The sequence below is a fragment of the Micromonospora sp. NPDC005707 genome (genome assembly GCF_040631005.1).
Classification (GTDB): Bacteria; Actinomycetota; Actinomycetes; order Mycobacteriales; family Micromonosporaceae; genus Micromonospora.
The window spans coordinates 1-26,338 of sequence record NZ_JBEXYR010000013.1 but is presented as its reverse complement, the minus strand read 5'-3'; the positions used below and the strand labels follow the sequence as shown (position 1 = coordinate 26,338).

Here is a 26,338-nt window from a genome sequence, read left to right as displayed (position 1 = left end):
GCAAGCGCTTAGTAAGTTTCGGAGGAGGTGGCCGTGTCGGAGGCCCCGTCGAACAGATTCGCCGGCCGGACGGCGATCGTCACCGGCGCCAGCCGCGGCATCGGCCTGGCCGTCGCCGAACGGCTGGTCGCCGAGGGCGCCCGGGTGGTGGTCACGGGCCGCAGACAGGCGGCGTTGGACGAGGCGGTCGCCCGGCTGGGCGCCGGACGCGCGCTCGGCGTCGCCGGCCACGCCGACGATCCCGACCACCAGGCCGAGGTGGTGGCCCGGGCGGTCGACGCCTTCGGCGGCGCCGACTTCCTGGTCAACAACACCGGCATCAACCCGGCGTACGGGCCGCTTGTCGAGCTGGACCTGGCCGCCGCCCGCAAGGTCTTCGAGGTGAACTGCCTCGCCGCGCTGTCCTGGGTGCAGCAGGTCCACCGGGCCTGGATGGGCGAGCACGGGGGCGCGGTCGTCAACATCTCCTCGGTGGCCGGCGTCCGGCCGGCGTCCGGCATCGGCTTCTACGGTGCCAGCAAGGCGATGCTCACCCACCTCACCCAGCAGCTCGCCGTGGAGCTGGGCCCGGACATCCGGGTGAACGCGGTCGCCCCGGCCGTGGTGAAGACGAAATTCGCCACCGCGCTCTACGAGGGCCGTGAGGAGCAGGTCGCGGCCGCGTACCCGCTCCGGCGGCTCGGCGTCCCCACCGACGTCGGCGGCGCCGTCGCGTTCCTGCTCTCCGCGGACGCCGCCTGGATCACCGGCCAGCTGCTCGTCGTCGACGGCGGCCTCACCCTCACCGGGGGTGTCTGATGCCGGTGCGGGACAGGGGCGTCATCGTCACCGGCGCCGGGCACGGCATCGGCCGCGCGCTGGCCACCCGGCTCGCCGCCGAGGGCGCGCGGGTCGTGGTCAACGACCTCGACGCCGAGGCGGCCGAGCGGGTGGCCGAGGCGATCGGCGGCTTCGCCGCTCCCGGTGACGCCGCCGGCGAGCAGGGCGTCGCCGCGCTCGTCGAGACCGCCCGGGGCCACCTGGGCGACATCGACGCCTGGTTCGGCAACGCCGGGATCGACCGCGGGCGCGGGCTCGACGCCCCCGAGGCCGAGTGGGCGGCGAGCCACGAGGTGAACGTCATGGCGCACGTCCGCGCCGCGCGACTGCTGATCCCCGGCTGGGTCGAGCGCGGCGCCGGCCGCTTCGTGGTGACCGCGTCCGCGGCCGGCCTGCTCACGACCCTCGGGAACCCGGCGTACGCGGTCAGCAAGCACGCCTGCGTCGCGTTCGCCGAGTGGCTGGCCGCCACCTACCGGCACCGCGGGATCGTGGTGCAGGCCATCTGTCCCCAGGGTGTGCGGACCCGGATGCTCGACAACACCGGTCCCCTGCGGGATCTGATCAGCCGCGACGGCGCGCTCACCCCCGAGGACGTGGCCGAGGCGGCGTGGCAGGCCCTGCACGACGACCGGTTCCTGGTCCTGCCGCATCCCCGGGTGGCCGACTACTACCGGCACCGGGCCACCGACACCGACCGCTGGCTGCACGGTATGAACACGCTCCAGCGGCAGCTCGAGGACCAGGGAGGTCTCCGATGAGGGCATGGCGCGTGACCGCGCTCGGCGAGCCGGTCGACGTGCTGCGGCTCGTCGACGTGACGGACCCGACCCCGGGCCCCGGGCAGCTCGTGGTCCGGGTGCTGGCCAGCCCGGCCAACTTCCCCGACGTGCTCATGTGCCGAGGCGAATACCAGGTGAAGCCGGACCTGCCGTTCACCCCCGGGGTGGAGCTGTGCGGCGAGGTCATCGCCCTCGGCGCGGGGGTGGACGGGTTCGCCGTCGGCGACCGGGTGCTCGGCGGCGCGACGCTGCCGCACGGCGGGTTCGCCGAGTTCGCGCTGCTGGACGCGGCGAGCACGTTCCCCGCGCCCGCGGCGCTCGACGACGCCGAGGCGGCCGCCCTCTACATCGGCTACCAGACCGGCTGGTTCGGCCTGCACCGGCGGGCCGGCCTACGCGCCGGCGAGACGCTGCTGGTGCACGCCGCCGCCGGCGGGGTCGGCAGCGCGGCGGTGCAGCTCGGCAAGGCGGCCGGCGCCCGGGTCATCGGCGTCGTGGGCGGCCCGGAGAAGGTGGCGGTGGCCCGCGCCCTCGGCGCGGACGTGGTGGTGGACCGGCGCGCCGAGGACTTCGTCGAGGTCGTGAAGGCCGAGACCGGCGGCCGGGGCGCCGACGTCGTCTACGACCCGGTCGGCGGGGACACCTACCAGCGTTCGACGAAGTGTGTCGCCTTCGAGGGCCGGATCCTCGTGGTCGGCTTCGCCGGTGGCCGGATCCAGTCCGCCGCGCTCAACCACGCCCTGGTGAAGAACTACTCGATCGTCGGCCTGCACTGGGGTCTCTACCAGCGCCACGACCCGGCCGCCGTCGCCGAGTGCCATCGCGCCCTGACCGCGCTGGCCGCCCAGGGCGCCCTACGGCCCCTGGTCAGCGAGCGCCTCCCGCTCGCCGAGGTGGCCGCCGGGGTGCAGCGGCTCGCCGACGGCTCCACCGTCGGTCGGGTGGTGTACGTCCCGTGACCGTCCCCCGCCGCACGGCGCCGACCTGCCCCGTCCGTACCCATCGAGGAGTTGACCTGCCATGACCATCACCCGCACCGCCGTCGTCACCGGAGCGGCCCGCGGCATCGGGGCCGCAGTCGCGAAACGGCTGGCCCGCGACGGCTTCGCGGTCGCCGTCGTCGACCTGGACGGGGCGGCCGGCGAGCCGGTCGCGGACGAGATCCGGGCCGCCGGCGGCCGGGCCCTGGCCGTCGGCGCCGACGTCGCCGACGAGCAGGCGGTACGGGCGGCCGTGGACCGCATCGCCGGGGAGCTGGGCGAGCCCACGGTCCTGGTCAACAACGCCGGCATCACCCGGGACAACCTGCTGTTCAAGATGACCGCCGACGACTGGGACGCGGTGGTGAACGTGCACCTGCGGGGCTCGTTCCTGATGACCCGGGCCGTGCAGGGCCACATGACCGGCGCGGGTTGGGGGCGGATCGTCAACCTGTCCAGCACCTCCGCGCTGGGCAACCGGGGTCAGGCCAACTACGCGGCCGCGAAGGCGGGGTTGCAGGGCTTCACCAAGACCCTCGCCCTCGAACTCGGAAAGTTCGGGATGACGGCGAACGCGATCGCCCCCGGGTTCATCGAGACCGAGATGACCGCCGCCACCGCAGCCCGGCTCGGCGTGCCGTTCGAGGAGTTCACGAGGGCCGCCGCGGCGCAGATCCCGGTCGCCCGCACCGGCACTCCGGAGGACATCGCGCACGCCGTGTCGTTCTTCGTGAGCGAGGCCGCCGGCTTCGTGTCGGGCCAGGTGCTGTACGTGGCCGGTGGGCCGAAGGCCTGAGTGGAGGGAGAGACGATGAAGGTCTTCCAGGGCATCGAGGAGCTGGAGCGGGCGGTCGGCACCCACCTCGGGCACTCCGGCTGGCACCGGATCACGCAGCGGCAGATCGACGCCTTCGCCGACGCCACCGGTGACCACCAGTGGATCCACGTCGACCCGGCGCGGGCGGCCCGCAGCCCGTTCCGCGGCACCATCGCGCACGGCTACCTGACGCTGTCGCTGGTGCCGATGCTCGTCTGGCAGGTCTACCGGGTCGACGGGGTGAGCATGGGCGTGAACTACGGCGCCAACAAGCTCCGCTTCCCCGCTCCGGTCCCCGTCGACTCGGAGGTGCGGGCCGGCGTGGAGCTGCTGTCGCTGGTGCCCGGCGGCGGTGGCTACCAGCTGACCGCGAAGGTGACCGTCGAGGTGGCCGGCGCCGCGAAGCCGGCCTGCGTCGTCGAGACCGTCAGCGTCCTGGTCCCGTGACCGCACCGGCGGACCCGCCGGGCCTCGACCTGGCCCGGCTGGGCGCCTGGTTCGCGGCCGAGGTGCCCGGGGCGGCGGGACTGTCGACCGCCCGGTTGCTCACCGGCGGGAAGTCCAACCTCACCTACGAGGTCGGTGACGGGCGGACGGCGTGGATCGTGCGGCGGCCCCCGCTGGGGCACGTGCTGTCGACCGCGCACGACATGACGCGGGAGTACCGGGTCATGTCGGCGCTGCGCGCCACCGACGTGCCGGTGCCGGCGACGTACGCGCTCTGCGCGGACGCCGACGTGCTGGGCGCGCCGTTCTACGTCATGGAGCGGGTCGCCGGCACGGCGTACCGTCACGCCGCCGAGCTGGAGCCGCTCGGGCCCGAACGCACCCGGGTCGTCTCGACCCGGCTGGTCGACACCCTGGCCGCCCTGCACGCGGTCGACCCGGCGGCCGTGGGGTTGGCCGACTTCGGCCGGCCGGCGGGATTCCTGGCCCGGCAGGTGCGGCGGTGGCGCACGCAGCTCGACGCGTCGCACTGCCGGGACCTGCCGGCCGCCGACGAGCTGTACGCCCGCCTGGCGTCCGGCGTGCCGGCCGAGTCGGCGCCGGGCATCGTGCACGGCGACTACCGCCTCGACAACGTGCTCGTGGACGACCGCGACCGCCTCGCCGCGGTGATCGACTGGGAGATGGCCACGCTCGGCGATCCGCTCACCGACCTGGCGCTGCTGGTGCTCTACCAGCGTCTCGGTCGGCTCGTCGGGACGGCGGTGGCCGAGGCGTCCTCCGCGCCCGGCTTCCTGGCCGAGGACGAGATCCTCGACCGGTACGCGACGGCGAGCGGGCGCGCCCTCCCGCCCCTCGGCTTCCACCTCGGCCTGGCGGCCTTCAAGCTGGCCGCGATCCTCGAGGGCATCCACTTCCGCCACCTGCGTGGCCAGACCGTCGGCGCCGGCTTCGCGCAGCTCGGCGAGGTCACCGAACTCCTCCTCGACGCCGGCCTGACCTACCTGAAGGAGCACTGATGGACTTCTCCCTGGACCCGCGGACCGAGGGGCTGCGCGACAACCTCCTGGACTTCATGGACCACCACATCCACCCGGCCGAACCGGTCTTCCACGAGCAGCTCGCTCAGCTCGCCGACCGCTGGGCCTGGGACTCGGCGCCCGTGCTCGCGGAGCTGCGCACCGCCGCGCGGAAGCGCGGCCTGTGGAACCTGTTCCTGCCGGGCGAGCACGGCGCCGGCCTGACCAACCTCCAGTACGCCCCGCTCGCGGAGATCACCGGGCGGAGCCCCCTGGCGCCCGCCGTGCTGAACTGCGCCGCTCCGGACACCGGCAACATGGAGGTGCTGGCGATGTTCGGCACCGGCGAGCAGCGCAGGCAGTGGCTCGAACCGCTGCTCGACGGTGCGATCCGGTCGTCGTTCGCCATGACCGAGCCCGACGTGGCCTCGTCGGACGCTACGAACATCGCCACCCGGATCGAGCGGGACGGCGACCACTACGTGATCAACGGCCGGAAGTGGTGGATCACCGGCGCGATGAACCCGAACGCCCGGATCTTCATCGTCATGGGCAAGACCGATCCGCACGCCGAGCGGCACCGCCAGCAGTCCATGGTGCTCGTCCCGCGGGAGACCCCGGGCCTGGAGATCACCCGCGGCATGGAGGTGTTCGGGTACGACGACCACGACCACGGCGGGCACGCCGAGCTGGCGTTCCACGACGTACGCGTGCCGGCGGAGAATCTCATCGGCGCCGAGGGCGACGGCTTCGCGATCGCCCAGGCCCGGCTCGGTCCCGGCCGCATCCACCACTGCATGCGCTCGATCGGCCTCGCCGAGCGGGCCGTCGAGCTGATGTGCGCCCGCGCCGAGCAGCGGGTCGCGTTCGGCCGGCCGCTGGCCGAGCAGGGCGTGGTCCGGGAGTGGATCGCCGAGTCGCGGGTGCGGATCGAGCAGCTGCGCCTGCTGGTGCTCAAGACGGCCTGGCTGATGGACACGGTCGGCAACAAGGGCGCGCACACCGAGATCCAGGCCATCAAGATCGCCACCCCGGCGACCGTGCAGTGGATTCTCGACAAGGCCATCCAGGTGCACGGCGCCGCCGGCCTGTCCCAGGACTTCCCGCTGGCGGCCGCGTACGCCGGCATCCGCACCCTGCGGTTCGCCGACGGGCCGGACGAGGTGCACCGCAACGCCCTGGCCCGGCACGAGCTGCGGCGCCAGGCCGCCGCGCGGCAGCGGAACGACACCGGGCGCCCGACGGCCTAGGGTGGTGGTCATGGCAGGCCCCGCCCCCTCCGCCGCCCGGAACCCGCTCACCGTGCTCACCCTCGACGACCTTCGGCAGCGCAGCAGCGTGAAGTGGCGGATGCATCCGCCGGACGTGCTGCCCCTCTGGGTCGCCGAGCAGGACGTGCCCCTCGCTCCCCCGGTGGCCGACGCGCTGCGCCGCGTGATCGACCTCGGTGACACCGGCTACCCCCACGGGACGGCGTACGCCGAGGCGCTCGGCGAGTTCGCCGCGGACCGCTGGGGCTGGCACGACTTCCGCGTCGAGCACACCACCGTCGTCCCCGACGTGATGATGGGCATCGTCGAGGTGCTCCGGCTGGTGACCGGTCCCGGCGACGCCGTGGTGGTCTGCTCCCCCGTCTACCCGCCCTTCTACGCCTTCGTCAGCCACGCCGGCCGGCAGGTGATCGAAGCCCCGCTCGGACCGGACCTGCGGATGGACCCCGCCGCCCTGGACGAGGCGTTCCGCCGGGCCCGGGCCCTCGGGCACCGGCCCGCGTTCCTGCTGTGCAACCCGCACAACCCGACCGGCGTGGTCCACCGCCGGGACGAGCTCGACGCCGTGGCCGACCTGGCCGGCCGCCACGGCGTACGGGTGATCTCCGACGAGATCCACGCCCCGCTGGCGCTCCCCGGGGCGCACTTCACCCCGTACCTCACGGTGGCCGGCGCCGAGGACGCGTTCGCCCTGACCTCCGCCTCCAAGGCGTGGAACCTCGCCGGCCTCAAGGCGGCGGTCGCGGTCGCCGGGCCACGGGCCGCCGCCGACCTGCGCCGCATGCCGGAAGAGGTCGGCCACGGCCCCAGCCACCTGGGCGTCCTCGCGCACACCGCCGCGTTCCGTGCCGGCGGGCCGTGGCTCGACCTCCTCCTCGACGGCCTCGACGCCAACCGCACCCTGCTGGAGTCCCTGCTGGCGAAGCACCTGCCGACCGTGGCCTACCACCACCCCGAGGGCACCTACCTGGCCTGGCTCGACTGCACGGCGCTGGGCATCGACACCGGGCAACCGTCCGGCGAGCCCGGGGTGGCCAGCGACGTCGCGGGGCCCGCGAGGATGTTCCTCGACCGGGCTCGGGTGGCCCTCAGCTCGGGGCACGTCTTCGGCACCGGCGGGGCCGGCTTCGTACGCCTCAACTTCGCCACGTCCCCGGCGATCCTCACCGAGGCCGTCACCCGGATGGGCCGGGCCGTCGACGCGCTCGAACCCCCGCCTCCCGGCGCGGCGGCGGGAGCCACGGCCCGTGGCCCGGCTCACGGGTGCGCCGCCGTTTCGGGTTGACCCGCCTCGGGTATCTGCGGCCTGCCGGCCGGTAGGCGTCCCAGGTGACCGCCCCCGTCCGCGGCAGACGTGGAGGGAAGGGCAGGGTCACTCGGTGGTGAACTCATCCGTGAGGCCGACGATGTCGAGGACCGCGACGGTGATCCGGGAGGGCCTGCGCAGCACCAGGGTGCAGCCCGCCGAGCCGGCTCGCCCGCGGGCCGTCAGCAGTGCGTTGACGCCGGCGGCGCAGAAGAAGCTCACCCCGCTCAGGTCGAGCACCAGCACCGGGGGCGCGTGGCCGGACAGCAGCCGGTCGACGAGGCGGACGAGCGGGTCGACGGTCGCCATGTCGACCGGGCCGCCGACCTGCACCACGACCGCCGGGCCCTCCCGGGCCCACGTGAGGGACAGGATCGGCGGGCGGGTGATCGCCGGCGCCGCCGGGTGCTGTGCGTGATGGACGGACATGAGCTGCTCCTCGATCGAGGGTGGCCGGACCGGGTTGACAGCCGGGCTCGCTCGTCGGCGGCCGGCACTGGTCCTGGGCTCATGTCCGAACCCACCTCGACCCTAGCCGGGTCCCGCCCGATTGGCACCCTGCCGATCGGGGAAACATGCGCTCCCCAACGAAGAAAGGCAGTGGTCGCTGCTCCCTCAGGGAGCCGGCACATGGAGTTCAGGAGGTAGCGGTGCCGTCCGATACTGCTGACCGGCATCTGGCCTCGGCCTACGGCCGGCTGTTGACGCTGCTCGCCGATTCGCCCCACGTCGACGTGTTCCTGGACCAGATGGTCCGGGTCGCGACGGAGGTCGTCGCCCCGGCCGTGGCCTGCGGGTTGACGGTGCGCCGGGACGACGGCGCGTTCACGGTCGCCAGCAGCGGCGACCTCGCCGCGCAGGGCGACGAGATCCAGTACGGGGCCGACGAGGGGCCCTGTCTCGAGGCCTTGCGCCAGGGCCAGGTCGTGGAGGTGTTCGACCTGCGGGACGATGACCGGTGGTGCGGCTACCGGGAACACGCGCTCCGGCTCGGCATCGTCAGCTCGCTGTCGCTGCCCATGGCGGTCGACGGCGAGACCGTCGGCGCGTTGAACCTCTACGCCACCCGGCCGCGCGCCTTCACGGACACGGCCCGGCGGCAGGCCCTGGCCTTCACGGATCAGGGGTCCGCGGCGCTGGGCGTCATCCTCCGCCAGGCCGACCAGACGCTCCTGCATCGGCAACTCACCGACGCGATGGCCTCCCGCAGCGTCATCGACCAGGCCCTCGGGGTGGTCATGGGCCAGCAGCGGTGCACCGCGGCGGAGGCCTTCACCCTGCTCCGCCAGGCGTCGCAGCACCGCAACCGCAAGCTGCGTGACGTGGCCACCGAGATCATCACCCAGGTCAGCGGCGCGTCCCCGCAGCCGGCTCCCGGGTTCGTGCCACCGCGCCAGCAGTCGTGAGGATGGCGCGGGGGTGACGGCGCGGCCCGGTCGGCGCCCGACGGGCACCGCGACGGCCGCGGACCGTGCCGCGGCCGTCGCGGGACGGTGTTCAGCGGTTGCGCAGCGGCGCGAGCGCGGTGCTCCAGGCCACGACCTGGTCGAGCGTGGTGTTGAGCGCGTCGTGCTGGAACTGGCTGGGCTTGAAGACGCTGAAGTTCTCGAAGTCGGTGAAGAGCGACAGCGCCACCTGGGACCGCACGTCGGCCATCTGCAGCTCGCCGGCGATCAGCCGCAGGTGCTCCACGGCCCGGGCACCGCCCGCGGAGCCGTAGCTGACGAACCCGACGGCCTTGTTGTTCCACTCGGCGTAGAGGAAGTCGATGGCGTTCTTCAGGGCGCCCGACGTGGAGTGGTTGTACTCCGGGGTGACCATCACGAACCCGTCGAACGACGCGATGGTGCTCGCCCAGCGCAACGTGTGCGGCTGGGTGTACTGGCCCATGGCCGGCGGGTACGCCTCGTCCAGGTGCGGCAGCTGGTGATCCAGCAGGTCGACGAGCTCGTACTCCGCGTCGCCGCGCTGCTTGGCGACGTCGACCACCCAGCGGGCGACAGCCTCGCCGTTGCGACCCGGGCGGGTGCTGCCGAGGATGATTCCGATCCTGGTCATGTCGTGGTGCCCTTCCAAAGTCCTTGACTGGTCAAGTAGACGCTAGTCTTTCGTTGCTTCGTCAAGCAATCTGTGGACCGGTGGCGGTCGTCACGGTTCCGACATGTCGTTGCTCGGTCAAGCAAGTAGGATGGGGGCATGTCCGCCGCCGCACCGAAATCCCCGCGCCCCCTCGACGCCGAGGAGGAAGCGCTGGTCCGGTCGCTGGGCCGGATCATGCACGTGCTGCCCCGCGCGATCGACGCCGACATGGTGGGCGACCGCCAGCTGCCCCTCACCGAGTACACGGCGCTCATGCACCTCTCCGAGGCGCCCGACCGGCGGATGCGGATGAGCGAACTCGCCGCCGCGTGCCAGCTCTCCCTGAGCGGGATGACCCGCACCATCGGCCGGCTGGAGACGCAGGGCCTGGCCGAGCGGGTCAAGTGCTCCGAGGACGCCCGCGGGTGGAACGCCGTCCTCACCGACGCCGGCCTCGCCCGGCTCCAGGAGTCCTGGCCGAGTCACCTGGCCAGCGTGCGGCGGCGGTTCCTCGACCACTTCGAGGGCATCGACCTCGTCCAGTTGGCCCGCGCGTTCCAGCGCGTCGGAACGGCCGACTGAGCCCTCCCGCGGTCGCGGCGGCCCGGACCCGCCCGGCCGTCCGCGCGGCGCGGGCGGCCGGACCGGGACCCGGTCAGCTCAGCAGCTCCCGGACGCGCGGGACGACCCGCGTGCCGTAGAGCTCGATGGCGGTCATCAGGGACCCGTGCGAGAGCCCGCCCATGCCGTACTTCATCTCGAAGCGGTTCGCGCCGAGCACCGTGAGGTTCGCGGCGATCTTCCGGGCGACGGTCTCGGGCGACCCGACGTACAGCGCGCCGTGCGGCCCCACCTCGCGCAGGAAGGACTCCCGGGTGGGTACGGCGAAGCCGCGGGTCCGGGCCACCCGGCCGAGCACCTGCTGGTAGCGGGGGAAGAACTCCTCACGGGCCTGCTCGTCGGTGGCCGCGACATGCCCGGGCGAGTGCACGCCGATCGGCAGCGGATCCTTGCCGAGCTGCGTGAGCGCCTGGTGGAACAGCCGGGAGAAGGGCGCGAAGCGGGCCGGCGATCCGCCGATGATCGCGAGCATCAGGCCGTAGTCGTACCGCGCGGCCCGGATCACCGACTGCGGGTTGCCGCCCACGCCGATCCAGGCCGGGAAGGGTCCCGACTCGGTGTGCGGCACGACGTCCTGCTCGTGCAGCGGTGCCCGCATGGCGCCCTTCCAGGTCACCGGTCCACCCTTGCGCAGCTCGGCGAAGAGTTGCGCCTTCTCCTCGAAGAGCTGCTCGTAGTCGGCCAGGTCGTAGCCGAACAGCGGGAACGAGTCGATGCTGGACCCCCGGCCGAGGATCACCTCGGCCCGGCCGCCGGAGACCGCGTCGAGGGTGGAGTAGCGCTGGAAGACCCGTACCGGGTCGTCGGAGCTGAGCACCGTGACGGCCGAGCCGAGGCGGATCCGGGTGGTACGGGCGGCGATCGCGCCCAGCACCACGTCGGCGGCGGAGAGCGGGAAGTCGTCGGTGTGGTGCTCACCGATCCCGAAGAAGTCCACGCCGACCTGGTCCGCGAGGACACCCTGCTCGACGATGTCGCGGATCGTGCGGGCGTGCGAGAGGGGCCGGTCGTCGGCGTCGTGGGTGACGTCGCCGAAGGTGTCCAGGCCGAGCACGAGCGGAAAGGCGGCCGGGCGTACCGGGTCCGACGGTGCTGTGGTCACGATGAGCCCCTGTCTGTGTGATGGGAGTGGGCGAGCGCCCGCGTGAACCCGGTCCGGCCCAGCGGCACGCCGAAGACCGGGCCACCGGGCTGGAGCAGGCGGCCGGCGGGCAGGCTGTCCAGCGGGACGGCGTCGTAGCCGATGCCCTCGATGAGGTCCGCCACGGCCCGCACGGCGGCCGGGTCGTCCCCGGCGACGCCGAGCGCGCGGCGATCCGGCGCTCCCGCCGGGCGCCGGTCGTCCTCGAGCTCGTGGTAGCCGATGTGGTTCAGCGTCTTCACGACCGTCGACCGGGCGAGCCGCCGCTGGACGATCTCGCTGCTGCCGTGCCGGGGGTCGTCGAACATCTCCTGGACACCGTCGACGGGCGGCCAGTAGTTCATCGTGTCGACGACGAGCTTGCCGGCGAGCAGGGCGGGATCGAGGTCCGGGAACCGGTGCAGCGGTATCGCCAGGACCACGATCCCGGCGTCGGCGACGGCGTCGGCCGCCCAGCGCGCCTCGGCGCCGGGAGCCAGCACGCCGGTGATCAGGGCGATGTTCGCGGGGTCGCCGGAAGCCGCGATCGTCACCGGACACCCGGCGGCCATCGCCACCCGGGCGATCACCGGTCCGGTGTGCCCGGCGCCGAGCACGGCGACCCGCGACCGGGACGACAGGGCCGCCGTCGGGGCCGGAGCGACGCCCGCGGCGAGATCGTCGTCCCGCATACCTGCCACCTCATTTCCTTGACCGGTCAAGCATATCTCGCATGCTTGACCGGTCAAGGAAGTCTCGATCACACGGGCCGTCCCGTCGGCGCGCGACCTCGGTGCCGCGGCGCCCGCTGACCGCCAAAAAGTTTTGTTCGGTTCCTACAACTGGCGCCGCTCAGGCTTCGGCGGTTACGACATGGCGCGGGCCGCCGGCAGCGGGAAAGGTGATCACTGCCGGGGGCCGTCGCCTCGCGGCGCGTACATCGTGGGTCCAACGGAGGGGTCGGTCGGGTGTTCAGCCGTATCGCCATCGTCAACCGTGGAGAGGCCGCGATGCGGCTCATCCACGCCGTCCGGGAGCTGGCCGCGGAGACCGGGACCCGGATCGAGACCGTCGCCCTGCACACCGACGTCGACCGCGACGCCACGTTCGTGCGGGAGGCGGACGTCGCCTACGACCTCGGTCCCGCGTCCGCGCGCCCGTACCTGAACCTGGCCGTGCTGGAGCGCGCGCTCGTGGAGACCCGGGCGGACGCCGCCTGGGTCGGCTGGGGCTTCGTGGCCGAGGACCCGGCGTTCGCCGAGCTGTGCGACAAGATCGGGGTCGCCTTCGTGGGGCCGAGCCCGGAGGCCATGCGCCAGCTCGGTGACAAGATCGGCGCGAAGCTGATCGCCGAGGAGGTCGGCGTGCCGGTCGCGCCGTGGAGCCGCGGCGCCGTCGAGACCCTGGACGCCGCCCGCGCCGCGGCGGCCGAGATCGGCTACCCGCTGATGCTGAAGGCCACCGCCGGCGGCGGCGGGCGCGGCATCCGCGTGATCACGAACGAGGCCGAGCTGGACGACGCGTACGAGCGCACCAGCCAGGAGGCGGCGCGGGCGTTCGGCAGCGGCGTGGTGTTCCTGGAGCGCCTGGTCACCGGCGCCCGGCACGTCGAGGTCCAGGTGATCGCCGACGGCCAGGGCACCGCGTGGGCGCTGGGCGTCCGGGACTGCTCGGTGCAGCGACGCAACCAGAAGGTCATCGAGGAGTCGGCGTCGCCGGTGCTCAGCCCGGAGCAGGCCGCGGAGCTCAAGGCGTCGGCCGAGCGGCTGGCCGTGGCGGTCGGCTACCGCGGCGCGGCGACCGTCGAGTTCCTCTACCACCCCGGCGACCGGCTCTTCGCGTTCCTCGAGGTCAACACCCGCCTGCAGGTGGAGCACCCGATCACCGAGTCCACCACCGGGTTCGACCTGGTCAAGGCTCAGCTGCACGTGGCAGCGGGCGGGCGCCTCGACGGCGAGCCGCCCGCGGAGCGGGGCCACGCCATCGAGGCCCGGCTGAACGCCGAGGACCCCGACCGCGACTTCGCGCCCTCCCCCGGTCGCATCGCCCGCCTGGACCTGCCGGCCGGGCCGGGCATCCGGGTGGACACCGGCGTCAGCGAGGGCGACACCATCCCCGCCGACTTCGACTCGATGATCGCGAAGATCATCGCCTACGGCCGGGACCGCGACGAGGCGCTCGGCCGGCTGCGCCGGGCCCTGGCGAACACCACGGTGATCATCGAGGGCGGCGCGACGAACAAGAGCTTCGTGCTCGATCTGCTCGACCAGCCCGAGGTCGTCGACGCCAGCGCCGACACCGGCTGGATCGACCGCGTCCGCGGCGAGGGCCGCCTCGTCGCGCACCGGCACTCCGCCGTCGCGCTGGCGGCCGCCGCCATCGAGGCGTACGAGGAGGAGGAGCGCGTCGAGCGGCAGCGGCTGCTGTCGACGGCGGCCGGCGGCCGGCCGCAGGTGCAGCACAAGAGCGGGCGACCGCTGGACCTCAAGCTCCGCGGCGTCGGCTACCGGATGCGCGTGGCGCGCGTGGGCGCGCACCGGTTCCGGGTCGGCATCGAGACGGCCGGCGGCGTCCGCACGGCCGACGTCGAGCTGGACCGCTTCGACCGGCACACGGGGCAGATCGTCGTCAACGGCGCCCGGTACCGCCTGCTCACCGACACCCACGGCCCGATCCACCTGGTCGAGGTGGACGGCGTCACGCACCGGGTCAGCCGGGACGAGGGCGGGGTGCTCCGCTCCCCCATGCCCGCGCTGGTCGTGGCCACCCCGCTGGCGGTCGGCGCCGAGGTCGAGGCGGGCGCGCCGGTGCTGGTGCTGGAGGCCATGAAGATGGAGACGGTGCTGCGGGCGCCGTTCAAGGCGCGTCTGAAGGAGTGCGCCGTCTCCGTGGGCAGCCAGGTGGAGGCCGGCGCGCCGCTGCTGCGGCTGGAGCCGGTCGCCGACTCCGACGCCGAGGCCACCGATGCCCCGGCCGCGGCCACCGTCGAGCTGGACCTGCCCGCCGAGCCCGGTGCGGTCCCGGCGCGCACGAGAGCCGCGCGCGGCCAGGAGGACCTGCGCGGCCTCCTGCTCGGCTTCGACGTCGACCCGCACGACGACCGCCGGGTGCTCGACGACTACCTCGCCGCCCGCCGGACGGCGACCGAGGAGGGCCACCGGCCGCTGGCCGAGGAACTCGAACTCGTCAACGTGTTCGCCGACCTCGCCGAGCTGAGCCGCAACCGGCCGACCGGCGAGGACGGCGACGGCCACGTCCCCAGCGCCCGCGAGTACTTCCACACCTACCTGCAGAGCCTCGACATCGAGCGGGCCGGGCTGCCGAACGCGTTCCAGGCCAAGCTCGCCAAGGCGCTCGGCCACTACGGGGTCACCGACCTGGAGCGCTCCCCCGCGCTCGAGGCCGCCGTGTTCCGGATCTTCCTCGCCCAGCAGCGGGCGTCCGCCGACGCCACGGTCGTCGCGGCGCTGCTGCGGTCCTGGCTGCGGGAGCCGCCGCCGGACGACACGCTGCGCGAGCCCGCCGGCCTCGCGCTGGAGCGGCTGGTGGCCGCGACGCAGGTCCGCTTCCCGGTGGTCGCCGACCTCGCCCGTGGCGTGGTGTTCGCCTGGTTCGCCCAGCCGCTGCTGCGCCGCAACCGCGCCCGCGTCTACGCCGAGGTCCGCCGGCACCTGCGCCACCTGGACGCGCACCCGGACGCCCCGGACCGCGGCGACCGCGTCGCCGAGATGGTGCGCAGCACCGAGCCGCTGGTGCGGCTGCTCGGCCAGCGGCTCGTGCGCGACCACCTCGACAACGCGGTGATGCTGGAGGTGCTGACCCGGCGGTACTACGGGAACAAGGGGCTCACCGCCGTCGGCACCCGCGAGGTCGCGGGCTGCACGTTCGTGGTCGCCGAGCGCGCGGACTCGAGCGTGGTCTCCGCCGCGGTGCGCTTCGACGCGCTCGGCGGCGCCCTGCGCGGGCTCGCCGAGCTGGCGGGTGGCGCGGACCCCATCGACGCCGACATCTACCTCGCCTGGGAGGACCAGCCCGAGGACTTCGACGGGATGGCCGCCGCGCTGCACGAGGTCATCGAGGCGCACCCGCTGCCGCCGCAGGTCCGCCGGGTCACCACCACCGTGGCGGGCCGTGCCGGCGCGGTGATGCACCACCACTTCACCTTCCGCCCGTCGGGCAGCGGGATGGCCGAGGAGCGGCTGATCCGCGGCCTGCACCCGTACATCGCGCAGCGGATGCAGCTGGAGCGGCTGCGCGAGTTCGACCTGACCCGCCTGCCGTCGTCGGACGAGGAGGTCTACCTCTTCCAGTGCGTGGCGCGGGAGAACCCGTCGGACCAGCGCCTCGTGGCGTTCGCGCAGGTGCGCGACCTGACCGCGCTGCGCGAGCACGACGGGCGGCTGGTCGCCCTGCCGACGACCGAGGACACCGTCGCCGCCTGCCTCGACTCGATCCGGCGGGCGCAGTCGCGGCGACCGGCGAAGACGCGCTTCCAGACCAACCGCATCGTGATCTACGTCTGGCCGCCGAGCGAGCTGACCCGCGAGGAGATGGAGATGATCGCCGGGCGGGTCCGCCCGACGACCGCGGGCGCCGGGCTGGAGGAGATCCTGTTCATCGCGCGGCAGCGCGACCGGAGGACCGGCGAGCTGACCAAGATCGCCGTACGGATCTCGTTCAACGCCACCGGCGGCGCCGAGCTGAGCGTCGGCGAGCCGCCGGTCGAACCGGTCGAGCCGCTGGACGACTACCGGCTGAAGGTGCTGCGCGCGAGCAGCCGCAACACGGTGTACCCGTACGAGCTGACCGGCCTGCTCGGTGACTTCGTCGAGCACGACCTCGACGAGAAGCACGCGCTGGTGCCGGTCGACCGGCCCCGGGGGCGCAACACCGCGGCGATCGTGGCGGGCGTGGTCACCACGCCGACCCCGCGGCACCCGCAGGGCGTCACCCGCGTCGTGCTGCTCGGCGACCCCACGAAGGCGCTCGGCGCGCTGTCCGAGCCGGAGTGCCGCCGCGTGATCGCCGCGCTGGACCTGGCGGAACGGATGGGGGTGCCGCTGGAGTGGTACGCGCTGTCCGCCGGCGCCCGGATCTCCATGACCTCCGGCACGGAGAACATGGACTGGGTGGCGGCCGCGCTCAAGCGGATCGTCGAGTTCACCCAGGACGGCGGTGAGATCAACATCGTGGTGGCGGGCATCAACGTCGGCGCGCAGCCGTACTGGAACGCCGAGGCGACGATGCTCATGCACACCCGGGGCGTCCTGGTGATGACGCCGGACTCGGCCATGGTGCTCACCGGCAAGCAGTCGCTCGACTTCTCCGGCGGCGTGTCGGCCGAGGACAACTTCGGCATCGGCGGCTACGACCGGGTGATGGGCCCGAACGGGCAGGCGCAGTACTGGGCGCCGGACCTGCCCGCCGCCCGGGACGTGCTGATGGCGCACTACGAGCACACGTACGTGGCGCCGGGCGAGACGGCCCCGCGACGGGCCACCACGACCGACCCGGTCGACCGGGACATCTCGGACTTCCCGCACACCGTCGCGGGCAGCGACTTCACCACCGTCGGCGAGATCTTCTCCGCCGCGGCCAACCCGGACCGGAAGAAGCCGTTCGACATCCGGACCGTGATGCGGGCGCTCTCCGACCAGGACCACCCGGTGCTGGAACGCTGGGCGGGCATGGCCGACGCGGAGACCGCGGTGGTGCAGGACGTGCACCTCGGCGGCATCCCGGTGTGCCTGCTCGGCATCGAGTCCCGGGCGGTGCCGCGCCGCGGCTTCCCGCCCACCGACGGCCCGGACACCTACACGGCCGGCACGCTGTTCCCGCGCTCGTCGAAGAAGGCCGCGCGGGCGATCAACGCGGCCAGCGGCAACCGGCCGCTGGTGGTGCTGGCGAACCTGTCGGGCTTCGACGGCTCACCCGAGTCGATGCGCAAGCTGCAGCTGGAGTACGGCGCCGAGATCGGCCGGGCCATCGTGAACTTCCGCGGGCCCATCGTGTTCTGCGTGATCTCCCGCTACCACGGCGGCGCGTTCGTGGTGTTCTCCAAGGCGTTGAACCCCACCATGACCGTGTTGGCGCTGGAGGGCTCGTTCGCCTCGGTGCTGGGCGGCGCCCCGGCCGCCGCGGTGGTCTTCTCCGGCGACGTCAACGCCCGCACGGCGGCCGACCCGCGGGTGCGGGACCTGGAGGCCCGCGTGGCGGCCGCCTCCGGCGCCGACCGTGCCGCGCTGACCGCGGAGCTGGACGAGCTGCGCTCGTCGGTCCGCGCGGAGAAGCTCGGCGAGGTGGCCACGGAGTTCGACCGGGTGCACCACATCCAGCGCGCCGTCGAGGTCGGCTCGGTCGACGCGGTCATCCGCGCGGCGGAACTCCGCCCGCGTGTCATCGACGCCATCGAGGCGCACCTGCGGTGATCCGCCCGGCGCGGTCGGGGCGGCCGACGCCCCGGCCGCGACGCGCACGAAGAAGGGCCCCGGAGCGAACTCCGGGGCCCTTCCGCCGTGCGAGGGATTACTTGGTGAGCGGGGCCAGCTTCGGGTCGTTGGCGTACGCCTCGGCCGCGTTGGCCTTGGTGACGGCCACCGGCGGGAGCAGGTAGGTGTCCACGACCTTCACGCCGTTGTTGTACGACTTGGTGTCGTTGACCTCGGGGGTGTTACCGGCCTGCAGGGACTTCACCATCTCGATGGTCTGCTTGACCAGGTTCCGGGTGTCCTTGTTGATCGTCATGTACTGCTCGCCAGCCATGATCGACTTGACCGACTCGACCTCGGAGTCCTGACCGGTGACGACCGGGATCTTCTTGCCGGCGCCCTTGATCGAGGTGATGATCGCGCGGGCCAGGGTGTCGTTCGGGGAGAGGACGCCGTCCAGCTCCTTGTTGCCGTAGGTCGAGGTCAGCAGCTGGTCCATGCGGGCCTGCGCACCCTCGGCCTTCCAGCCCTGGATGGCGGTCTGCTTGACGTCGGTCTGCTTCGAGGCGACGACGACGTTGCCCTTGTCGATCTCCGGCTTGAGCACGTCCATGGCGCCGTTGAAGAAGACACCGGCGTTGTTGTCGTCCGGCGAGCCGGAGAACAGCTCGATGTTGTACGGGCCGTTCGGCTTCTTGGCCTTCATGCCGTCCAGCAGGGCCTGGCCCTGGAGCTGGCCGACCTTGAAGTTGTCGAACGCGACGTAGTAGTCGAGGTCCTGGGTGTTGGTGATCAGGCGGTCGTACGCGATGACCTTCGCGCCGGCGGCGTGCGCCGCGGCCACCTGGGTGGAGAGCTGCGCGGCGTCGGTCGCGCCGATCACGATGACCTTGGCGCCCTTGGTCACCATGGCGGTGATCTGCGCCTGCTGGTCGGCGACGGTGGTCGACGCGCCGGCGTACTGCACGTCGCTCTTGAAGCCGGCCTCCTTGAGGCCGTTGGTGAACAGGTCACCGGCGAGGACCCAGTTCTCCGAGGTCTTCGACGGCAGGGCGACGCCGATCAGGGAGTCGGCCGCGAAGCCCTTGGTGTCGCCGCCCTTGGCGCCGCCGGTGTCGCCGTCGCGGCCGTTGCCGCAGGCGGTGGCGGTCAGGGCCAGCGCCGCGATGGCGCCGATGGCCATCGATTTGCCGATCAGTCTACGCATGGCTGGTGGTGCCCTTCTGGAGAGGTGATACGGGGTGTGAGGCGGGGTGGAACGTCAGCTCGGCACGGCCGTGCGGGCGGTCTCCCGGTCCGCGTCCGGTGGTGCCGTGGGCGGGGTGGGCGTGTCGCGGCGGAACGAGCGGGTGAGGCTCCCGATGATCGAGAACTTGCCCTGCTTCTTGTTGTAGACGTCGAGCGCGACGGCCAGCAGCAGCACGAGGCCCTTGATGATCTGGACCCGGTCGGTGCCGACGCCGAGCAGCTGCAGGCCGTTGTTCAGCACGGCCATGACCAGACCGCCGACGATCGAGCCGCTGATGGTGCCGATGCCGCCCGAGACGGCCGCGCCGCCGATGAAGACCGCCGCGATCGCGTCCAGCTCCCAGCCGTTGCCGTCCTGCGGGCCGGAGGCCGCCGAACGGGCCACGAAGATCATGCCCGCCAGGGAGGCCAGGACGGCCATGTTCATCATGACGAAGAAGTTGACCCGCTGGAGCTTCACACCGGAGAGCTCCGCGGCCCGGGAGTTGCCACCGACGGCGTAGATGTGCCGGCCGCCGGCGGTGTTCCGGGTGTAGAAGGAGTAGGCGAGCACCAGCGCCACCAGGATGATGCCGGAGACCGGGAAGCTCGTGCCGACCCGGCCGCTGGCGAAACGCAGCGACGCGAAGACGATCACGCCGACCATGACGGCCATCCGGAGCACCGAGATCCACATCGGGGCGGGCTCGGCGTCCATCTCCCGGCGGGTCCTGCGGGCCTGGAACTCCCGCCACACCACCGCCACGCACGCGGCGAGGCCGAGCAGGAGCGTCAGGTTGTTGTAGCCGGTGTTCGGGCCGACCTCGGGCAGGAAGCCGGAGCCGATCACCCGGAAGCCCTCCGGCACGGAGATCGTGTTCGCGTTGCCGATGAACTGGTTGCCACCGCGGAAGAGCAGCATGCCGGCCAGGGTGACGATGAACGCGGGCACCCCGACGTAGGCGACCCAGAAGCCCTGCCAGGCGCCGATGATCGCGCCGATCACCAGGCCGAACAGGATGGCCACGGGCCAGGGCAGCGACCATTCCGCCATCGACTTGGCCACCAGGATGCCGGTGAAGGCCGCGATCGAGCCGACCGAGAGGTCGATGTGCCCGGCGACGATCACCATCAGCATGCCGATGGCCAGGATGAGGATGTAGGAGTTCTGGTTGAACAACGCGATCAGGTTGTCCGACCGCAGGGTCAGGCCGTCCGTGAGGATCTGGAACAGGACGACGATCGCCACCAGGGTGAAGATCATCCCGAACTGGCGGGCGTTGGACGTGGTCCCTCCGAAGAGGTTCTTCTGCAGGTCCTTGATTCGGCTCATCGTGTCTGCATCTTCTTCGTCGAGGTCATCTGCTTCATGAGGGTTTCCGGGTCCGCGTCCTGCCGGGCGATCTCGCCGGTGATGGCGCCTTCGAACACGGTGTAGATGCGGTCGCAGAGCCCGATCAGCTCCGGGAGCTCCGAGGAGATGACGACGACGCCCTTCCCCTGGTCGGCGAGCCGCTGGATGATGCCGTAGATCTCGTACTTGGCGCCCACGTCGATGCCGCGGGTCGGCTCGTCGAGGATCAGGAGGTCCGGGTCCGTGAACATCCACTTCGCTAGGACGACCTTCTGCTGGTTGCCGCCCGAGAGCTTGGAGACGCCCTCGTCGACCGTGGGCGCCTTGGTGCGCAGCTCCCGGCGGTAGGACTCGGCCGCCTTGTACTCCGCGACCTCGTCCAGGACGCCGTGGCGCGAGATCTTCGACAGCTTCGCGGCGACCGTGGAGGTCTTGATGTCGTCGAGCAGGTTCAGGCCGATCGCCTTGCGGTCCTCGCTGACGTAGGCGAGCCCGTGGGCGATCGCGTCCGCCACCGACTTGAGGACGATCTCCTTGCCGTCCTTGATGATCGTGCCCGACTCGTACACCCCGTAGGAGCGGCCGAAGACGCTCATCGCCAGCTCGGTGCGGCCGGCGCCCATCAGGCCGGCGAAGCCGACGATCTCGCCGCGGCGTACGACGAAGCTCTCGTTCTTGCAGACCTGGCGCTCGGCGGAGATCGGGTGCCGGACGTTCCAGTTCCGGACCTCGAAGAAGACCTCACCGATCTTCGGGGTGTGGTCCGGGAACCGGCTGTGCAGCTCGCGGCCGACCATGCCCCGCACGATCCGGTCCTCGTCGACGCCGTCCGCCTTGACGTCCAGCGTCTCGACCGTCCGGCCGTCGCGCAGGACGGTGATCTCGTCGGCGATCGCCTCGATCTCGTTCAGCTTGTGCGAGATCATGATCGAGGTGATGCCCCGCGAGCGGAAACCGCGCAGCAGGTCCAGCAGGTGCTGGGAGTCGGCCTCGTTGAGCGCGGCCGTCGGCTCGTCCAGGATGAGCAGCTTGACGTCCTTGGCGAACGCCTTGGCGATCTCCACGAGCTGCTGCTTGCCGACGCCGATGTCCTTGACCAGGGTGTCCGGGTTTTCCCGCAGGCCGACCCGGGCCATCAGGTCCAGCGCCATCCGGTTCGCGGACTTCCAGTCGATCGCTCCCCGCTTGCGGGGCTCGTTGCCGAGGAAGATGTTCTCGGCGATCGACATGCCCGGGATGAGCGCGAGCTCCTGGTGGATGATCACGATCCCGGCGTTCTCGCTCGCCCGGATGTCCGAGAAGCGGGTCTCGGCGCCCTGGTAGATGATCTGGCCGTCGTAGCTGCCGTACGGGTAGACGCCGCTGAGAACCTTCATCAGCGTCGACTTGCCGGCGCCGTTCTCGCCGACGATGGCGTGGATCTCGCCGGCGCGGACCACCAGGTTGACGTCGGCCAGGGCCTTGACGCCTGGGAACTCCTTGGTGATGGAGCGCATCTCCAGGAGGACGGGCAGATCGCTCATCGCTCCCACCGCCTTGCCAACGCCATGGCCGCCTCCGCGGGTTATGACCTTCGCTCACTTTTCGTTGTCGTGGGCAAGGAAATCTCGTCGGGGGCGCTTCCGCAAGTGCCCAAGTCGCTCTTTTGCGTAACAAGTCGGTAATATCGACCGCCACGCTCAGTGACCTTCACGACGCCCCTGCGGCTTGGCGACAAGCGCGGCAGGGGTGCTAGCAACCCGCCCATGACATCGTTGACGCGCCATCGTATACCGCTGTTCCCGAGCCACCCTCGTGACCCGGGCGGCCGCCGCGCGGCGGCGCCGCCGACCGCCGGTCCGAGCCGGCGATCCCCGGACACGCCGGTGTCATAATTCCCGCCATGACCGCTGACCGGAAAGCAGGTCGACCGAGCCTGGCGCAGGTCGCGGCGCTGTCCGGCGTGTCGGTGAAGACCGCCTCCCGGGCCCTCGGGGGCGAGCCCCGGGTGGCCCCGGAGACCCGGTCGCGGGTGCGCGACGCCGCCGACCAGCTCGGCTACCGGCTGAACGGGGTGGCCCGCGAGCTCCGCCGCGGCGCGAGCACCTCCACGCTGGTGGGCCTGCTCATCGGCGACCTCGCGAACCCCTTCTACTCCCGGCTGGCCGGGGGCCTGGAGCGCGACCTGCGCATGCGGGGCCTCCAGTTGATCACCGCGAGCACCGACGAGGATCCGGAGTGGGAGCGGCGGCTCGCCGACGCGCTGCTGGAGCGGCGGGTCCGCGGCCTGGTGATCGCCTCGACCGCGACCGAGCACGCCCATTTCGCGGCCGAACACCGCCACGGCATCCCGTTCGTGTTCGTGGACCGGCCGCCGGTCGAGCTCACGGCGGACACCGTGCTGCTGGACAACCACCACGGCGCCCGGCAGGCCGGCGCCCACCTGACCGCGGCCGGCCACCGGCGCATCGGCGTGGTGGGCGACCTGGCCCGCCTGAGCACCCACCGGGACCGGCTGGACGGCTTCGCCGAGGCCATGCGCGCGGTCGGCGTGACGAACTGGGCGGACTACCTGGTGGAGAACGCGCACGACGTCGCCGCCGCCGAACGGGCCGTGCTCGGGCTGCTGGGCCGCGCCGCCCCGCCGACCGCCCTGTTCACCATGAACAACCGGATCACGCTGGGCGCCCTGCGGGCCCTGCGGAATCACCCCGCCCCGCCCGCGCTGGTGGGCTTCGACGAGGTGGACGTCGGCGACGTCCTGGGCGTGAGCGTCGTGGCGCACGACCCGGAGGACATGGGCCGCCGGGCGGCCGGGCTGCTGCTCGACCGGATCGACGGCCATCGCGGCCCGGCTCGCCAGGTGGTGATCCCGACCCGGCTGCTGGCCCGCGGCTCGGGCGAGCGGTCGCCCGCCCGGCCCTCCGTCTAGTCCCCATTGACACACACCTCCCTGGGCTCTACACAGGACGGTGACACCTGTCGATGACAACGATGTCACGCAGGGTCGTCCGCGCCTAAGGAGGATCGCCTCATGCTCCGATCAGGCCCGTCCCGTCTGCTCACCCTGGTGGCCACCGCCGTCACCGCAGCGTCCGCACTCGTCGCGGTCGCCTCGCCCGCCGCCGCGGCGCCGCTCAACCTCACGCCGTACGTGAACCCGTTCATCGGCACCGACGACAGCAACGCGCCGAACCCCGTCGGCGGCGGCGCCGGCGGCAGCACCGTGCCCGGCCCCGTGCAGCCCTTCGGCATGGTGCAACTGAGCCCGGACACCCCCACGGCCTCACCCTCCGGCTACCGCTTCGGCGACACCCAGATCGAGGAGTTCAGCCTCACCCACTTCAACGGCGCCGGCTGCGCCAACAACGAGGACCTCGGGATCCTGCCCGTCACCGGCGCGCTCGCCGCCTCGCCGGGCACCTCGTGGACCTCCTACCGCGCCACCCAGGACAAGGCACAGGAACAGGCCCGCCCCGGCTTCTACCGGGCCGTGCTCAGCAACTACGGCAACACCCGGGTGGAGGCGTCGGCCACCCGGCGCAGCGCCGCCCTGCGCCTGACCTATCCCGCGACGAGCACCGCGCGGGTGCTGATCAACACCAGTCGCAGCGCCACCGGCAACCGCGCCGGCTCCATCCAGATCAGCGGCTCCACCGTGACCGGCAGCGTCACCGGCGGCGGCTTCTGCGGCAACAGCAGGACGTACCAGATCTTCTACCGGATGGAGTTCGACCGCGCACCGAGCGGCGTCGGCACCTGGCTCGGCGGCACCGTCACCGCCGGCTCCACGAGTGCCAGCGGCACCAACTCCGGCGGCTACCTGACCTTCGACACCTCCGGCAACCCGGTCGTGCAGGTCAAGGTAGGCATCTCCTTCGTCAGCCCGGCGGGCGCGCAGGCCAACCTCGCCGCCGAGCAGCCCGGCTTCGCCTTCGACACCGTCCGCGCCGACGCCGACGCCCAGTGGAACGCGATCCTCAACCGCGTGCAGGTCACCGGCGGGGCCGCCGCCGACCTGCAGAAGTTCTACACCGCGCTGTACCGCGTGTTCATCAACCCCAACCTGGCCAGCGACGTCGACGGGCAGTACCGCGGCTTCGACAACGCCGTCCACACCGCCGGCCACCCGGTCTACCAGAACTACTCCGGTTGGGACATCTACCGGTCCTGGGCCGCGCTGATCGCCTTCCTCGCGCCCGCCGAGGCGACCGACATCGCCCGGTCCATGGTGCTCGACGGCCAGCAGGGCGGCCTGCTGCCGAAGTGGTCGCACAACCACAACGAGGCCTTCGTCATGACCGGCGACCCCGGCCCCATCATCGTCGACAGCATGTACCAGTTCGGCGTACGCGGGTTCGACACCGCGGCGGCGCTGGCCCTCATGAAGAAGAGTTCCGCCGGCGGCACCACCCAGGGCAGCCCGGTCCGCGGCCGGCAGAGCGGCTACGTCCAGCGCCACTACATCGACGGCGACCCGTCGGACTCACTGGAATACTCCGCCAGCGACTTCGCCGTGGCCCAGTTCGCCCGGGCTTTGGGCGACACCGCCACCTACGACACGCACATGGCGCGGGCGCAGTGGTGGCGCAACACGTTCAACCCCGAGTCGGGCTACGTCCACCCGCGCAACGCCGACGGCACCTGGCCGTGGCCGCTCGACCCGGCCAGCCAGTCGAACTTCGTCGAGGGCAACGCCTCGCAGTACACCTGGATGGTCCCCTACAACCTCGCCGCCCTGATCGACGTCATGGGTGGGCGGCAGACCGCCGTCCAGCGGCTCGACCACCACTTCACCCAGACCAACGGCGGCCAGTCGCAGCCGTACTTCTACATCGGCAACGAACCGGAACACGGCGTCCCCTGGGCCTACCACTTCGCCGCGGCCCCGGCCGGCACCAGCGCCGCGGTCCGGCGGATCATGAACGAGTCGTTCACCACGGGCCCCGGCGGCCTGCCCGGCAACGACGATCTCGGCGCCACCTCCGCCTGGTACGTCTGGTCCGCCCTCGGCATGTACCCGCCCACCCCGGGCGCGGACACCCTCGCCCTGCACGGCCCGATCTTCCCGTCGGTCCTCGTCGACCGGCCGGCCGGTGACGTCCAGATCACCGCCGCCAACGCCGGCCAGGGCAGCCAGTACGTGCAGAGCCTCGCCGTCAACGGGGCAACCACCCAGCGCACCTGGCTGCGCTACGGCGACCTCGCGGGCGGCGCCACCCTGTCGTACACGATGGGAGGCGCGCCCTCCTCGTGGGGCACGAACCCCGCCGACGTCCCGCCGTCGTTCACCGACGGGGCCACCCCGCCGGCCGCCGCACCGGAACTGGGCGCCAACCTGGCCGCCGGTAAGCCGGCGACCGGCTCGGCCCCGTGCAACACCGCCGAGGGGCCGGAGAAGGCGTTCGACGGCCGCCTGGGCAGCGCCAGCAAGTGGTGCTCGCTCGCCTCCGGCACGAAGTTCCTCCAGGTCGACCTCGGAGCGAACCGGACCGTCGGTGCCGTCGTCGTCAAGCACGCCGGGCTCGGCGGGGAGAACACCGGCTGGAACACCGGCGCCTTCACCGTCGAGACCAGCACCGACGGCAGCACCTGGACGACCCGCGCCACCGTGACAGGAAACCGCGCGAGCCGCACCTACCACCCCGTCCCCGCCACGACGGCCCGGTACGTCCGGCTCGGCATCACCACGCCCACCAACAACGGCAACACCGCCGCCCGGATCGGCGAGTTCGAGGTGTACGGCACGGCGGGCGCGACGAACCTGGCGCTGAACCGGCCCGCCACCGCCGACTCGCAGTGCGCGAGCACGGAGGGGCCCGAGAAGGCCGTCAACGGCAGCACCTCCGGCGGCAACTCCGACAAGTGGTGCGCGACCGGCGGCACGAAGTCGCTCCGCATCGACCTGGGCGCCGCCCACCACCTCCAGTCGATCACCGTCCACCACGCCGCCGCCGGTGGCGAGGATCCCGCCTGGAACACGCGGGACTTCGACCTGCAGGTCTCCCCCGACGGGGTGACGTGGACGACCGTCGCCCAGGTCCGGGGCAACACGGCGGGCGTGAGCAGCCACCCGATGTCCGTCGACG

At 72.4% G+C, this 26,338-nt stretch carries 20 protein-coding genes; 13 read left to right on the top strand and 7 right to left on the bottom strand.

Annotated elements, in window-relative coordinates; translation table 11 throughout:
• Window positions 1–33: 33 nt before the first annotated feature.
• From ABZ452_RS23980 to ABZ452_RS23945, 8 genes are all read left to right on the top strand, one after another.
• Entirely contained in the window at window positions 34–798 is a 765-nt protein-coding gene (locus ABZ452_RS23980) for an SDR family oxidoreductase (RefSeq protein WP_357946862.1), read from the top strand.
• Window positions 798–1,580: an SDR family oxidoreductase gene (locus ABZ452_RS23975; protein WP_357946860.1), complete on the top strand. Its 783-nt coding sequence runs from the start codon at window positions 798–800 to the stop codon at window positions 1,578–1,580. Before ABZ452_RS23980 ends, ABZ452_RS23975 begins: the two co-directional genes overlap by 1 nt.
• Window positions 1,577–2,560, top strand: coding sequence for an NADPH:quinone oxidoreductase family protein (locus ABZ452_RS23970; RefSeq protein ID WP_357946858.1), 984 nt, complete (start codon window positions 1,577–1,579; stop codon window positions 2,558–2,560). Before ABZ452_RS23975 ends, ABZ452_RS23970 begins: the two co-directional genes overlap by 4 nt.
• Before the next feature lie 61 nt (window positions 2,561–2,621).
• Complete coding sequence (gene fabG / locus ABZ452_RS23965; RefSeq protein WP_357946855.1) at window positions 2,622–3,377, top strand: 3-oxoacyl-ACP reductase FabG; 756 nt, start codon at window positions 2,622–2,624, stop codon at window positions 3,375–3,377.
• 15 nt (window positions 3,378–3,392) lie between these two features.
• Window positions 3,393–3,845, top strand: coding sequence for a MaoC family dehydratase (locus ABZ452_RS23960; protein WP_357946853.1), 453 nt, complete (start codon window positions 3,393–3,395; stop codon window positions 3,843–3,845).
• On the top strand, window positions 3,842–4,864 hold the full coding sequence (locus ABZ452_RS23955) for a phosphotransferase family protein (RefSeq protein ID WP_357946850.1): 1,023 nt from the start codon (window positions 3,842–3,844) through the stop codon (window positions 4,862–4,864). The genes ABZ452_RS23960 and ABZ452_RS23955 overlap by 4 nt, the downstream gene beginning before the upstream one ends.
• Window positions 4,864–6,114, top strand: a complete 1,251-nt coding sequence (locus ABZ452_RS23950) for an acyl-CoA dehydrogenase family protein (protein WP_357946847.1) — start codon at window positions 4,864–4,866, stop codon at window positions 6,112–6,114. Before ABZ452_RS23955 ends, ABZ452_RS23950 begins: the two co-directional genes overlap by 1 nt.
• Before the next feature lie 10 nt (window positions 6,115–6,124).
• On the top strand, window positions 6,125–7,420 hold the full coding sequence (locus ABZ452_RS23945; protein WP_357946844.1) for a MalY/PatB family protein: 1,296 nt from the start codon (window positions 6,125–6,127) through the stop codon (window positions 7,418–7,420).
• An 87-nt stretch (window positions 7,421–7,507) separates the two neighbouring features.
• On the opposite strand, the gene ABZ452_RS23940 is transcribed toward ABZ452_RS23945, so the two are convergent.
• On the bottom strand, window positions 7,508–7,870 hold the full coding sequence (locus tag ABZ452_RS23940) for an STAS domain-containing protein (protein ID WP_357946841.1): 363 nt from the start codon (window positions 7,868–7,870) through the stop codon (window positions 7,508–7,510).
• 221 nt (window positions 7,871–8,091) lie between these two features.
• Between ABZ452_RS23940 and ABZ452_RS23935 the strand changes: the two genes are divergently transcribed.
• Window positions 8,092–8,847 (top strand): GAF and ANTAR domain-containing protein, encoded by a 756-nt coding sequence (locus tag ABZ452_RS23935; RefSeq protein WP_357946839.1) that lies wholly within the window; start codon window positions 8,092–8,094, stop codon window positions 8,845–8,847.
• A gap of 91 nt (window positions 8,848–8,938) precedes the next feature.
• Here ABZ452_RS23935 and ABZ452_RS23930 read toward each other — a convergent pair whose 3' ends face one another.
• Entirely contained in the window at window positions 8,939–9,499 is a 561-nt protein-coding gene (locus ABZ452_RS23930; RefSeq protein WP_357946837.1) for an NAD(P)H-dependent oxidoreductase, read from the bottom strand.
• 138 nt (window positions 9,500–9,637) lie between these two features.
• Here ABZ452_RS23930 and ABZ452_RS23925 point away from each other — a divergent pair, with 138 nt between their 5' ends.
• On the top strand, window positions 9,638–10,102 hold the full coding sequence (locus tag ABZ452_RS23925) for a MarR family winged helix-turn-helix transcriptional regulator (RefSeq protein WP_357946836.1): 465 nt from the start codon (window positions 9,638–9,640) through the stop codon (window positions 10,100–10,102).
• A gap of 73 nt (window positions 10,103–10,175) precedes the next feature.
• On the opposite strand, the gene ABZ452_RS23920 is transcribed toward ABZ452_RS23925, so the two are convergent.
• Complete coding sequence (locus ABZ452_RS23920) at window positions 10,176–11,243, bottom strand: LLM class flavin-dependent oxidoreductase (protein ID WP_357946834.1); 1,068 nt, start codon at window positions 11,241–11,243, stop codon at window positions 10,176–10,178.
• Window positions 11,240–11,953 carry an NAD(P)-binding domain-containing protein gene (locus ABZ452_RS23915; protein ID WP_357946832.1) on the bottom strand — a complete coding sequence of 238 codons (714 nt, stop codon included), beginning with the start codon at window positions 11,951–11,953 and terminating at the stop codon, window positions 11,240–11,242. Before ABZ452_RS23915 ends, ABZ452_RS23920 begins: the two co-directional genes overlap by 4 nt.
• 276 nt (window positions 11,954–12,229) lie before the next feature.
• On the opposite strand from ABZ452_RS23915, the gene ABZ452_RS23910 reads away from it, so the two are divergent.
• The gene (locus ABZ452_RS23910) at window positions 12,230–17,689 is read left to right on the top strand and encodes a carboxyl transferase domain-containing protein (protein WP_357946830.1); all 5,460 of its coding nucleotides are present in this window, start codon (window positions 12,230–12,232) and stop codon (window positions 17,687–17,689) included.
• 97 nt (window positions 17,690–17,786) lie between these two features.
• On the opposite strand, the gene ABZ452_RS23905 is transcribed toward ABZ452_RS23910, so the two are convergent.
• The 3 genes from ABZ452_RS23905 to mmsA form a co-directional block, all read right to left on the bottom strand.
• Entirely contained in the window at window positions 17,787–18,872 is a 1,086-nt protein-coding gene (locus ABZ452_RS23905) for a sugar-binding protein (RefSeq protein ID WP_357946828.1), read from the bottom strand.
• A gap of 78 nt (window positions 18,873–18,950) precedes the next feature.
• The gene (gene mmsB / locus ABZ452_RS23900; protein WP_357946827.1) at window positions 18,951–20,249 is read right to left on the bottom strand and encodes a multiple monosaccharide ABC transporter permease; all 1,299 of its coding nucleotides are present in this window, start codon (window positions 20,247–20,249) and stop codon (window positions 18,951–18,953) included.
• Entirely contained in the window at window positions 20,246–21,793 is a 1,548-nt protein-coding gene (gene mmsA, locus ABZ452_RS23895) for a multiple monosaccharide ABC transporter ATP-binding protein (RefSeq protein WP_357946825.1), read from the bottom strand. The genes mmsB and mmsA overlap by 4 nt, the downstream gene beginning before the upstream one ends.
• A gap of 359 nt (window positions 21,794–22,152) precedes the next feature.
• Between mmsA and ABZ452_RS23890 the strand changes: the two genes are divergently transcribed.
• Together ABZ452_RS23890 and ABZ452_RS23885 are read left to right on the top strand one after the other, a co-directional pair.
• Window positions 22,153–23,181 (top strand): LacI family DNA-binding transcriptional regulator, encoded by a 1,029-nt coding sequence (locus tag ABZ452_RS23890; protein ID WP_357946822.1) that lies wholly within the window; start codon window positions 22,153–22,155, stop codon window positions 23,179–23,181.
• 102 nt (window positions 23,182–23,283) lie between these two features.
• On the top strand, window positions 23,284–26,338 hold a 3,055-nt coding region (locus tag ABZ452_RS23885; protein ID WP_357946819.1), incomplete at its 3' end, for a GH92 family glycosyl hydrolase.